Source organism: Blautia luti (assembly GCF_013304735.1).
In the GTDB taxonomy this organism is placed as follows: domain Bacteria; phylum Bacillota; class Clostridia; order Lachnospirales; family Lachnospiraceae; genus Blautia_A.
In genome coordinates, this window is sequence record NZ_JAAITI010000003.1 from 24,683 (window position 1) to 37,399 (window position 12,717).

The following is a 12,717-nucleotide window of genomic DNA, read 5'->3' on the forward strand; positions in this document are numbered from 1 at the left end:
CTTCGGTATTTATTAGTCTACGACTTCGATTCCCATACTTCTTGCTGTACCGGCGATCATGCTCATAGCAGCCTCGATGGATGCTGCATTGAGGTCTTTCATCTTCAGCTCAGCGATCTCCTGAACCTGTGCCTTAGTAACTTTAGCTACTTTAGTCTTGTTCGGTGTACCGGAACCAGATTTGATGTTTGCAGCTTTCTTAAGAAGAACTGCTGCCGGCGGAGTCTTGGTTATGAAGCTGAAACTTCTGTCAGCGTAAACAGTGATGACAACCGGGATGATAAGGTCTCCCTGATCAGCTGTTCTTGCGTTGAACTCCTTAGTAAACTGTACGATGTTTACACCGTGCTGTCCAAGAGCCGGACCTACAGGTGGTGCTGGAGTTGCTTTACCAGCCGGAATCTGTAATTTGATATATCCTGTTACTTTCTTTGCCATTTTCGGCACCTCCTATGTGGTATTGGCGGGGGTGTGTCCCTCCCACTTGCTGTTACCTTGTTTTTTAATTACTCAGCTTTTTTGATTTCTGTGAAACTTATCTCTACCGGTGTTTCACGACCGAAAAGCTCAACATTGATCGTTACTGTCTGTTTCTGCATGTTGATACCTGTGATCACACCTGCAGTATCTTTCCATGCACCACCAGTAACGACTACCATGTCGCCCTCTGCGAAGTCCACTTCGATATCCGGTTTCTGGATACCAAGCGGCATCATTTCCTCTTCTGTAAGAGGCACAGGCTTCGATCCCGGTCCTACGAATCCTGTAACACCTCTGGTGTTACGGACAACATACCAGGTATCGTCATTCATCACCATATTGAGAAGCACATAGCCTGGAAACATCTTTTTCTGAACCTGTCTTGAGGTTCCGTTCTTCATCTCCACTACATCCTGCAGCGGAACACGTACCTCCAGGATCTGGTCTTCCAGGTGTCTGTTCTCGATCGTCTTTTCAATGTTGGCTTTTACCTTGTTCTCATACCCGGAATAGGTATGGACAACGTACCATTTTGCTGCTTCTGACATATAATCACCTTGTCCTTACTTCATTAAGAAATTAATGCATTCCAGGATTCCGGAATCCATTACACTGATAACCGCTGCCAGGATGATCGTGATGATTACGACCACAACAGTCTGCTTTGCCAGTGTGGGACGGTCTGTCCAGACAATCTTCTCAAATTCTGACTGAAGTCCCTGAAACCAACTTTTCTTCTGCGGCTTATCCGCAGATTTCTGTTTTTCCATAGCATAACCTCACAAATCTCTGTGATTACTTTGTTTCCTTGTGCAGAGTGTGTGTATGACAGAACTTACAATATTTCTTGGTCTCCATTCTCTCAGGATGGTTCTTTTTCTCCTTCGTCATATTGTAGTTACGCTGCTTGCACTCGGTGCATGCTAATGTAATCTTAACGCGCACAACTTCCACCTCCAGTGTTTTCATTTGCACGGCCTTTTTACGCCGCCCGGAACGTATATCCGTCGTCATTTTCGGGCATAAAAAAAAGACCTAACTTCCATGTCGCTCGTCAATTTTATCACAGAGCACTGGTGCAAGTCAAGCCTTTTTAATATTTTCTTAACAGTTTTCTCAGAAGTAATCGTAACCTCCATGAATATCTACAACGCTACCATTCATATATCCATTGGAAAGCACCGCATAAGCCATATCCGCCACTTCCTCCACAGTTCCAAACCTGTGAAGAGCGATCTTTTTGTTGATACGGTCGTAGCTCTCCTGGGTGCGTGCACTGTGCCATGGGGTTTCGATAAATCCCGGTGCAATGGCATTGACGGTAATGCCTTTTGGCTCGAATTCCTTTACCAGGGATTTGGTCAGGAAATGGATGGCTGCCTTAGTGACTCCGTATACAAGGGAAGAAGAATACGCCTGCTGCCCTGCATAGGAACCGGTAAAGAGAACGCTGCCGCCTTCCACCATCATGGATCTCAGCTCTTTGACCATAAATACCGGCACGGAAAGATTGGTATTTACGATCCGTGTCCACTCCTCGAAGCTGTAGTCCTCATATTTCGCATAGGTGCTGATGCCGGCGTTGCTTACCAGCCAGTTGATGTGATCGGTCTGCTTTTTCAGCGCTTCCACAAAAAACATCATCTCATCATAGGAAGACATATCTGCCTTCATCAGAATCACCTGAGATCTTTTTTCCTCAGGAAGGCTCTCCAGAAAAGCGGCCGCCTTCTTCTCATCATGTCCATATGTTATGAAGATCCTGTCTTCTTTCGCTGACTCTGCCAGAATCTTTTCGGCGATCCCTCTTCCGATTCCGGAGGTTCCGCCTGTGATTACAGTTATTTTTCCCATTTTATAGCTCCATCAGTTCATCAAATATCGGTTGCGGTATATAAGGCTGCTGATTGTGGATCGGCTCACCCAGACAGGTCTTCGGGTATGCGTAGGTTCCATGCTCCAGCATGATCTCAAGAAGTTCCGGTCCGTTCTGTTCCAGGAACTCACCTGCATATTTCTCCACATCTTCTCCCTGGATACGCTTCGCGGGGATTCCATAAGCCTGCGCCACATTCGAAAAATCGCAGGAGGAAAATCCGCTGCCGTCAGAAGTATCCGCATACACACAGTCAAAATAATCTCTCTGGAGATGGCGGATCATTCCCAGCGCCTCATTGTTCATTACGATCATTTTTACCGGGATATTCTCACGTTTCACCCACTGCAGTTCCTGAATATTCATCTGGAAGGCTCCGTCTCCGCAGATACATGCAACCGGTTTTCCTGTAGCATAATAAGCGCCAATCGCTGCCGGAAGTGCATATCCCATGGCGCCATGTCCGCCGGAAAAAAGTGTCTTCTGGCCCTGCTGGTTGTGGAAAGACTGGTAGCTCCAGACCATATGCTGTCCCACATCCACAGCAACAGCTCCTGTATCGGATAGCTGATCACTTAAGTATGCGATCATACGGTTCGGATAGCGCTGCGGTGTCCCATCATCCACCTGTTCCAGCTCTTTCCGGATCTTCTGACAGATGGACAGCCATTCTTCATAAGAATCGATCTGTCCCTGCTGCTCTATCAGTTTACGCACCACATCCTCTGCACTGACGCAAAAACATTTCTCCCCTTTTCTTCCCTCATGAATTTCTCTCTGAAGGTTATAAGGGTCAATATCCACCCGGATGATCTCCGCTCCTTTGGCAAATTCATGAACTTTCGTTCCGATCTGACGGGTGCAGAGGGAAATTCCAAAGCAGATCAGAAGGTCACTCTTCGCATTGGCGATCATATTTGCATACCGGTGTCCATAGGCACCGCCGATACATCCGAAATTCAGCGGATCCCTAAAGCCCAGAGCGGACCGGGCAAGTACACTTGTGATCACAGGAATGTGATGAGCCCGTGCGAGATCTGTGAGTATTTTTTCCGCTTCGCCATCTGCTCCGTGGCCGATCATGAATACCGGGCGTTTCGCCTCTTTAATCTTGGTCAGGATATATTCTGCGGCTTCCCCTGCATCGGAAGAATCCGCTTTTGCAACGGCATCCCTGTAAAAAGCAGCGCCATTTTCCGGATCATTTTTGCCATAGACGACTGCTTCGATCTCTTCCTCAGAAAACTTCATATTATAAACCGGATCTTCTACCTCACCTCTCTGCACATTCATGGGCAGGTCAATAAGAACCGGGCCTTTCCGTCCTGTGTTGGCGATCTGCCATGCCAGGTTCAGTTCCCGGACGATGTTTTTTGGATCACGGACCTGTACGGCATACTTGGTTACCGGCTTCGCCATGGAAACCATATCGATTTCCTGAAAGCCCTGCTGACGAAGGCCTGCAATACCGGAATACTCATAGGTATTGAGCTGTCCGGTAATAAAAATCACCGGAAGTGAATCAAAATAAGCATCAGCCACACCGGAAAGCAGATTGGCAGCTCCCGGGCCGCTTGTAGCATAGGCACATCCGCAGGCATCCTTCGCCTGAGCATAGCCACAGGCCGCAAAAGCAGCTCCCTGCTCGTTATAACTGGAATGGCTTCTGGCATCCGGGTTCTTCTCGATGGAATCTACCAGATGTGCAATCATGGTTCCCTGATATCCAAAAAAATCATGAATTCCTTTTTTTTCAAGAAAATCTACAACATAATCTGTAAGCTTCATCTTATTAGACATATTCTTTTACCTTCTCAAGAAGCGGTGTTCTTCCTGTTTTCTCCAGATAATTCATATATATATCCAGTATTTCCGGATCCGCTTCAAATATTTCATCATACTTCAGACATTTATTCATCATTCCTGTATATTCCGAAAAAACATTTTCCAGCTGAACGTAATCCTGGTTCTTATACAGGTTGCGGATATATCCTGCTTTCTGCCTGTATGCTCTTGCACAGGTATATTTTGTTCCGCAGAACTTTGCGTATGTCCAGCACTGGTTAAAGTACTGTTTATAGTTCATTCCGTATTTTCTGCGGGCCTCTCGCCTTTTTCTTTCTGCGGCAAGTTTTTTTGCCTCTCCGCCGTACTTCTGCATAAATTCTTCACATGGAATCAGTGCGCTGCATATGGTCGTAGGTGCTGGACGATAATTTTCCGGCGCCTTATCTGCGTAATTTTTTCCAAAGGCAATGGTGAGATATTTATCGGTATCTCCCGGAACAAAAAAACGTTCTCCCTCAAGTTCCACTTCCTGTGGGTTCTCAAAAATATATGCAGGATAATAAATATTCTGGTTCTGGAAACGAATCACATAAGTCTGAACGTTTTCCTGGGGCTGATGAATCAGATCCCGGAAAATACTTTTTGCCAACCAGCCTCTTCCACAGAGTGAAAGGAAACGCACCATCCAGATACATGCAAAATCCCTTTTAGTTTTCCACTGACCGTTTTTTCCGCGGATTTTTTTCCAGCCATCTTCCCGCATCCGGTTCCACATATATTTTTTCTTCGGGCCGTACTCACATTGCAGCGGTACAATCTTTACCGCCATTCCGGGATATTGATATCTTCCGTAGTTATCCATGGTGTAATACAGCGTATCCTTATCTGTATACCGGAGAAAGAATCCCGGGAAGCGTTTGTTATTATCCATAGATTCCAGTGCTCTTCTTAATTCCGGTTCTTCCTCAAATGCGTTTTTGAACCGCTCCATATCGCCGGTTTTCATGTATACATTCCCGGCTGTGGGATTCTGCGGAAAAGGTCTTCCGGTTACCGCGCAGAGGGTAAAGTACGGAGATAGAAAATATGTGATTTTATTTTTTCTGCATATGGTATCTATTTCTTTAAGAAGTTCCAGTATTTTCTGCTGTTCTCTGTTCAATACACTCTGCCTCATTTCTGTTGATTTTTCATAATTATACGATCTTTTTCAGAAGCTTTTGGATCTCTTCCTGGCTTCCATATTTGTCCAGCCAGACACTTAAAAATTCCGAGACATCTGCTTTCTTTGCAAAAAATGCCGCTCTTCTGCTTCCCTTATAAAGATCTTCCAGAAAAATTCTGGAAAGCTCTGTTTTGAGATATGGATGCTGCATATTCTCCAGGGCTTTGAAGTAGTTTTCAAATGCTTCTTTTGTCTGTCCCTGTTTTCTGCGGATATCTCCGAGAAGTTTATAGGTTTCTCCCTGCCACTGTTTATGGAACAGAAAGCTCCGTACTTCTTCTGCCAGATATTCCATCTCGCTTTCATCATCTGTACAAATCAGTCTGGTATGGTAAGCTGCCAGAACTTCCGGATATCCAAATCTCTGCCATGCCTGGGTAAGTGCTTCCCTGTAAAGCATCTCTTCTGAAAGAGCCTCTTTTTCTATCTTATCAGAAATGCCTGTTTTCAGGTAAAGTTCATTTACCAGTTCTTCCAGTTCTGCTTTTGTCCGGACAGCAGATACTTTTGCCAGATAAAGTGCTCCGTCAATTTCCTCATCTTCCGGCATCAGTTTTTTCCAGAGTTCCATCATGGAAAGGGCCTCGTCTTTCTGATGGCCGTCCAGAAGTTTTCTGCATTCTTTTATTGCGGATGTTTTTTTATCTTTAAAGAACTTGTCCAGTTCCAGATGTACAATTCCGTTGTTTGTGCATTCCCTTGCACGGGCATAACCGGATAACGCTTCTTTCCAGAGCCCTTTTTTCCAGAAAAGATCTCCCTGATATTTCATAAAATATCCGTCCTGTGGAAAGAGCTTTCTGCAGGATGCCAGGAATTTTTCCGCTTCAGAAGTATTCCCGGACTCTTCCATGCGTGCCATGATAAATCTGCACTTAAATTTCACAAATCCCGGAGCATCCGGATATTTTTTCAAAAGATCATCAACTATTGTTTCCGCTTCTTTCATCTCACGGAATTCATAATGAGTGGCTGCTTTTCGGAACAGGCGGATGTCTTCCACGGTCTGTTCCATTTCCGGAGTAAGGTGATCCAGTTTTCTGCGAACCTCATACATTCTCCATGCCTTGCCGACCCGTTCCGTATAAATCAGTGTCAGCATGGCTGCCTGGAAAACAGCGTCTTCCACAGGAACCAGAGTCGGATGATAAAACGGCTGGATTCCCTTGTAATCTTCACGTCCGATAAATTCCACACTGAGCTGTGTGCGGTAATAACTGTCAAAAATCTCATTCAGTACATCGTAGCGTTTTTCCAGAAGCAGTGTTTCCAGGGATTTCTCCGATCTCAGGAACCTTGCTCCCAGATCTTTTGCGATTACACCTGCACGGATACGGTTTCGTTTCTTATCCAGTTTATGGTCACCTTTTGCCATCAGAAGGCAGTAAAATTTCCGAAATGTCATCTGCCTGCGGATTCGGTTTTTGTCGATTCTCGGCATATATTCATCCCGGATCTCCTGATAAGAAGCGCCCGGAACATAAATAGACTCATGGGATTCTCTTTCCCCATGAGGCGGTATATAAGACCATTCATCTCCGTAATGCCAGATCAAGTAATCGCTTGTCCTGTGGGGAACCATTACTTTTTCCCCTTCAAAATCCATATATTTCACAGGGAACATCATATCTTTGTCAAAAAGAAACGGGCAGCCACCCCAGCGCATGGCGTAGCGGCTGCACTCCTCTTCTTTATAAGAAAACATGATTTTTTCCAGTTTTTTGAGGGTTCTGTCTTTTCCGAAAAATTTATAGCGGAACAGCCAGTAAAGATACTGAAAAGCAGGAATTTCCCATCTTGCACCCACAACCATGCTGATATTAAGAAGATCTGTGTAGATCATCATATGGGTTCTGTACTTCTCATACTCTCTGTCATCATCCGGAATGGGATCAAGAGTAAGGACATCTATGATCTCTCCGGCCTTATCGTCTCCGATAATCTGATGCTTATGGATCGCACAGCTGTCCGTACCTCCATATCTCGGAAACCCGTTGGTGTAAGTTCTGTCTACATCTGAGCAATAGAGCGCTCTGTTCTGTGGTATTTCTGTTTTGCAGATTTCCACAAATTTATCCCAGTCGCTCTTTGGCATGTAGATATCCACATCATCATCCCACGGAATAAATCCTTCATTTCGAAGGACACCGATCAGGGTTCCCCCGGCCATTACATATCTAAGATTGTGCTTTTTGCAGATTGCGTCAACCTCTCGGAAGAGCTGCAAAAGAAGCTCCTGTTTTTCTGTCATCTGTTAACCTCTTTGATCAATCGTTTTCAAAAGTTCAGCCAGTGTTTCGGATTCTTCATAGAAAAACCGCGTACATTCCGTACGTCTGTCACGGATCATAATCATCAGTTCCTGAAGCAGATACCGAAGACCGTTTCCCTCAAAGTTAAAGCTGTAGCGTTTCAGGAATTCCTGTCCTTCTACCTTCGCCTCAAAATACCCGGTATTCCACCAGTCATTGGGAACTGTAATCCGGCCTTTGCTTCCTATGATCACAAGTTCATTTTCCACATCTACCGTTGTTCCGATCTCTATGGTTGCCAGTGCCCTGGGATACTTTACCGTAATCATGTCGTAGATAAATTCTCCGTCACTGCCTTTTACCGCATTGGTGTTGACTTCCAGGTAGTCTTTTCCAAGAAGTTTGATACATGCACAGAGCGCCTGGCTCACTGTCTCATTGAAGTTTTTTCCACCTTCAAAATCATCCTGGGAAACCGCACACTTCACAGCTACCACATCTCCCACCAGTGCACCGTGGGTAAGCCATACAAGCTGTGTAAAAGCGCGCAGATAAACAAGGGTAAGCTTCTCCACAAGCACTACCCTGTGTTCCCTGGCCAGCGCAAACAGTTCTTCCATTTCTTCCGGGTTCAGCGTCATTGGTGTGTCACTGATTACATATTTCCCTCGTTCCAGCGCCCGCCTTATATAGTCCGTTCTGTTCTTCTGGGCGGACTTGATATAAATAATATCCAGTCCGCCCAGAAAACGTTCATAATCTGTACCGTAAGAATCCAGCTCATATCTGTCACAGAATTCTCTTGCAACAAAGATATCTTCAGAATAAACACTCTCCACATGGAGCCCGCTTACAAACTTGGATTCCATAACCATTCCGTTGTCTTCCGTATCATCTGTCACAATTCCAACACTGAAAATCGTCCCCTCACTTCTGAGTTTAGTGCTGGAAATATTCTTGGTACGCTCCAGATAGACAACCTGACAGTAATTTTTGAGGTAATCAAATTTCCCTCTCCAGTCAGATCCTACTACCAGGAGATCAATGTTATATTTGGTAATATCGCTGAGTTTCTGTCCCTGGTACTCCTCTACGATAATCTCGTCAGCAAAGCCTGTCTTCCTTACATTTTCGATTCGTTTCAGAAGGCTGTCCTGAACATTCAGCTTGCCCCGTTCTATATCGTAACTCTCACTGGTAACTCCTACAATGAGATAATCCCCCAGTTCCCTTGCTCTTTTCAAAATATTGTAATGTCCCTGGTGGAACAGATCAAAGGTACCGTAAGTAATGACTCTTTTCATTATTCGTCCTGCTCTTTCTGTTCTTCCTTTTCCATCAGCGCTTCCATCTCTTCCTGAGGTTCAATTGCGTTCAGGAGTTCATCCAATGCCTGTAATTCCTCAAACTCCTGTGTTTCTTCTATTTCTTCTTCCTGCAGTTCTTCTTCCTCTTCCATCTCTTCTTCTGTAAAAAATTCTTCTTTTTTATCTGGAGTCGTATTACCCGAAGTTTTTTCTTTGACTTTTTCGGCATGCTCTTCCTCAAGAGTGGCCGCCAGTTCCTCGATTGCTTTTTTTCTCTTCAGCATAGTCTCATAACGGTCATCTTCATCATATTCCTCTTCCAGACCTTCATCCTGAACCTGCTTTTCTCTCTTAAACACAAGCAGTGTGAGAAGATTCAGCACACCGTTATAACTAAAGGAAACCGGCGTACTTCCCAGAATCAGTACAAAAATCCAGGAAACTCCGAACAGCACCCACACATTCAGCATCTGCGGAATGCTGAGCAGTAAAAGTCCGTTGAGTACAATCATGATCGGATAATGGAAAAAATAAATTCCCATGGTATTTCTTCCGATGAAGGTAATCGGAAGTTTCACATCCGGCATCAGAGCCAGGAATGTAAGCACCAGCACAAAAGATACCAGATACATCAGAAGACGGATCAGCATTCCTGTGATATCATCCATTCCGGATAACTGATACGTATGATTTCCTCTGAAAATGTCTATCGGAATTTTATTTGCAATCATGAAATTTGGAATTGCATATAAAAGCAGTCCCGAAATCGGAATCAGAACCCATTTCCCCTTAAATTTACGGACTACTTTGGTATAATCACTTTTCCACAGATAGCCTGCCACAAAAAACGGAAAAAATACAACAATCCTTGAAGAGGAAAGATAAGTTGTAAATTCCGGTCTTGTTCCTGCCCACAGTGCAAAAACGATACTTAACGGCACAATAAATCGCACCTTACCCAGTGCTTCTATGGTAAGTCTGTAGATAAACAGTGCCAGCACATACCACATGACGGTACCGGATGGACGAAGCAGTTCATAATCAATACGTTTGCCGATCCAAATCGTTGCATACCAGGTCAGACTGTATCCAAGAATATAAGGAATCAGCAGATTTTTCACATTTTTCAGTACATCCTGCGGTTTCTTGGAAAGATAGCCGGACATAAAAACAAACGCAGGCATATGAAAAATGGTAATTGCATACCACACATAACGCACCACTACGTCTGCCTTAACCAGCTGAAACGCAATCAGATGATTAAATACAACAAGAAAAATCAGCAATACCTTAATGTTATCAACCAGATAGGAATACGGGACTCCCTGGCTTTCAGTTCTCTGTCTCATTTGTTTCCACCTTATTCATACGGATATTCGTAATCCGCTTCGCTACTTGCTCATAGCCAAACAGCCTGCGACGCAGGTTATTTGGCTAAAATATGAATAAATTATAACATATATTTATGAATTTGGAAATAAAAACTTAATATTTCCCAGTATTATTATCTGTTTCCAGTATTTTCATCGATATTTCCAGACTCCGTGAACTGCATAGGAAACAAAGAAAAACAGGCTTTTTACAGGACCGTATCCCACATACCGGTAAACCTGATATGTCATAGCCGCAGACTTCAGTTTGTTTCTGGACTTGCCACCTTCGCTGAGCCGGTATTTCAGATATGGCTTATTGATTCCTGCCGCAAATCCTCCTCTTTTCAGGATTCTCAGCCAGGTAATATAGTCTTCATGGCTGTCATCATGCTCCATGGGAAACGCAAGGGCATCTTCCCGCCGGAGAAGCACTGAAGAACAGTTAATACTGTTATGTTTCAGAAGATCACGATAGGTAATGCGTTCTTTTACCGGAATGTATTTCCCTGTGGTATGTCCATCCGGCTGCATCAGCTCTCTTCCTGTAGAACAGATATCACAACCGGTAAGTCCCATTGTTTCTACCTGCGCTTCCAGCTTTCCTTCTTCCCACCAGTCATCCGCATCCAGAAAAGCAATATATTTTCCTTTTGAGGCCTTTACTCCCCAGTTTCTGGAACGGGCAGCTCCCATATTTTCTTTGTTTCGGATATAACGGATATTTCCGCTGTCCATGTATTTCATTACGGTTAATTCTGTTTTGTCTGTGGAACAGTCATCAATGACAAGAAGTTCTGTTGGAACCTTCTGTGCCAGCACGGACTCGATTGCTTTTCCAATATATTTCTCACCGTTATAAACCGGCATGATCACGGAAACCAGTGGTTTTTCCATAAAAACAACCTCCCTTTTCTTTATTTACAAAATGCGCGCCAGAACCAGCCTGACACGCACTTTTTGATTTCGTATTATTTCCTATTTATCCTGTGAATCTTTCAGGGCATTCTTCTGATCGTCATCCACACCCTCGGATACTTCTTTCTGGAAAAAGATCTTCACAGTCATAAACAGAAGCTTGATGTCCAGAAGGAATGAATAATTCTCAATATAGAACAGGTCCAGTTTCAGCTTGTCGTACGGTGTGGTGTTATATTTGCCGTAGACCTGTGCATAACCGGTCAGTCCTGCTTTTACCTTAAGACGGTAATGGAATTCCGGGATCTCCTGCTCGTATTCCTGCATGATCACGTCTCGTTCCGGACGGGGTCCTACCAGAGACATATCTCCCACAAATACATTAAACAACTGCGGAAGTTCATCCAGATGCAGGTTACGGAGAACATGTCCCACCGGTGTGATTCGGGAGTCATGCTTGGATGCAAGACGTGCTCCGTTCTTCTCGGAATCCACGCACATGCTCCGGAATTTCCGGATACGGAACTCTTTTCCCTTATAAGTGAGACGATCCTGAAGATAAAACACCGGGCCGCCATCATAAGCCTTCACCGCAATGGCAATGATCAGCATGATCGGGGAAGATACAATAATTCCAAGGCCGGAAACAACAATATCCAGAAGTCTCTTCGCTGCGCGCTGCTCCATGGAAAGTCCCTGGTTCCTGCACATCAGAAGCGGGGTATCAAACAGGTGGATCCTGTCCGTTCCCAGCAGAATGATATCAGAAATCTTCGGACTCATATAACAGCGGATGGAATGAGAGAAACAGTATTTCAGATACTTGTTTCGGATCTGGGACGGAAGATCCCAGATAATCACGCCTTCATAGTTTTCCATCATGGCGTGAATCTTCTCTTCTCCCTCGCGGATGTGTACCTTACCGCTGATATCGTACTTATCCTTTCGGGTATTCATCTTGTGGATGACATCTCCGGGGTCACGGTCGCCGTAGATCACCAGAAGTCTTCTGGCTCCGTACAATTTGGAATAAATAAAACGGCTTCCCCATATCCAGAGGATGGTTACCACGATCTGAACCAGTGTCATCTCTATGATCGGGCCGGCTGAAAGGAACCAGCGGTTGATCAGAGTGATCTGAAAATACGTTACAACATTGGTACAGATACTTGCCAGTGTCAGCGAATAAAACACATCGATCCTCTTCAGATAACCTACCTTCAGGCCTCCGTAAAGCTTGGCAAACATCAGATAGATCAGTGCATAGATCAGGATCAGCACCCAGTTACCTTTTCTCCAGAATGGTTTCAGGATCAGGCTGCTGTAAAAATCGTACCACACATAAGCAAAGATCGCAGTCTGTGCAATAATGATCAGGCTTGCCAGACAAAACACCACAAATCTTTTATAATCTTCTCTTTTACTTCTGTTCACAGATTTTTCTCCCTTCCTTAGGAGTTGTTATTAACCATATCATTATAGCCAATATATACTCTTACGT

At 44.4% G+C, this 12,717-nt stretch carries 12 protein-coding genes; all 12 read right to left on the reverse strand.

The genetic code is table 11. The features are described from left to right. Positions 1-12: 12 nt before the first annotated feature. Positions 13-438: a 50S ribosomal protein L11 gene (rplK, locus tag G5B06_RS02525; RefSeq protein ID WP_015525333.1), complete on the reverse strand. Its 426-nt coding sequence runs from the start codon at positions 436-438 to the stop codon at positions 13-15. 68 nt (positions 439-506) lie between these two features. Then, positions 507-1,028, reverse strand: coding sequence for a transcription termination/antitermination protein NusG (gene nusG, locus G5B06_RS02530; protein ID WP_015525332.1), 522 nt, complete (start codon positions 1,026-1,028; stop codon positions 507-509). A 15-nt stretch (positions 1,029-1,043) separates the two neighbouring features. Next, a complete protein-coding gene (secE, locus tag G5B06_RS02535; RefSeq protein WP_021976010.1) occupies positions 1,044-1,250 on the reverse strand; it encodes a preprotein translocase subunit SecE in 207 nt (68 codons plus the stop codon). A gap of 25 nt (positions 1,251-1,275) precedes the next feature. Further along, positions 1,276-1,425 carry a 50S ribosomal protein L33 gene (rpmG, locus tag G5B06_RS02540; protein WP_044961412.1) on the reverse strand — a complete coding sequence of 50 codons (150 nt, stop codon included), beginning with the start codon at positions 1,423-1,425 and terminating at the stop codon, positions 1,276-1,278. 171 nt (positions 1,426-1,596) lie between these two features. Next, positions 1,597-2,334, reverse strand: a complete 738-nt coding sequence (locus G5B06_RS02545; protein ID WP_173771235.1) for an SDR family NAD(P)-dependent oxidoreductase — start codon at positions 2,332-2,334, stop codon at positions 1,597-1,599. 1 nt (position 2,335) lies between these two features. Further along, positions 2,336-4,156, reverse strand: a complete 1,821-nt coding sequence (locus tag G5B06_RS02550) for a thiamine pyrophosphate-binding protein (RefSeq protein ID WP_244094521.1) — start codon at positions 4,154-4,156, stop codon at positions 2,336-2,338. After that, positions 4,149-5,306: a LicD family protein gene (locus G5B06_RS02555; RefSeq protein ID WP_173771237.1), complete on the reverse strand. Its 1,158-nt coding sequence runs from the start codon at positions 5,304-5,306 to the stop codon at positions 4,149-4,151. Before G5B06_RS02555 ends, G5B06_RS02550 begins: the two co-directional genes overlap by 8 nt. Positions 5,307-5,340: 34 nt before the next feature. Next, the gene (locus tag G5B06_RS02560; RefSeq protein WP_148445445.1) at positions 5,341-7,620 is read right to left on the reverse strand and encodes a LicD family protein; all 2,280 of its coding nucleotides are present in this window, start codon (positions 7,618-7,620) and stop codon (positions 5,341-5,343) included. Positions 7,621-7,623: 3 nt separating this feature from the next. Beyond that, entirely contained in the window at positions 7,624-8,925 is a 1,302-nt protein-coding gene (locus G5B06_RS02565; RefSeq protein ID WP_148445447.1) for an adenylyltransferase/cytidyltransferase family protein, read from the reverse strand. Then, positions 8,925-10,277 carry an acyltransferase family protein gene (locus G5B06_RS02570; protein WP_173771239.1) on the reverse strand — a complete coding sequence of 451 codons (1,353 nt, stop codon included), beginning with the start codon at positions 10,275-10,277 and terminating at the stop codon, positions 8,925-8,927. Before G5B06_RS02570 ends, G5B06_RS02565 begins: the two co-directional genes overlap by 1 nt. A 174-nt stretch (positions 10,278-10,451) precedes the next feature. Then, entirely contained in the window at positions 10,452-11,195 is a 744-nt protein-coding gene (locus tag G5B06_RS02575; RefSeq protein ID WP_148445451.1) for a glycosyltransferase family 2 protein, read from the reverse strand. Between the two features lie 81 nt (positions 11,196-11,276). Further along, on the reverse strand, positions 11,277-12,650 hold the full coding sequence (locus G5B06_RS02580; RefSeq protein ID WP_173771241.1) for a sugar transferase: 1,374 nt from the start codon (positions 12,648-12,650) through the stop codon (positions 11,277-11,279). Positions 12,651-12,717 lie beyond the last annotated feature (67 nt).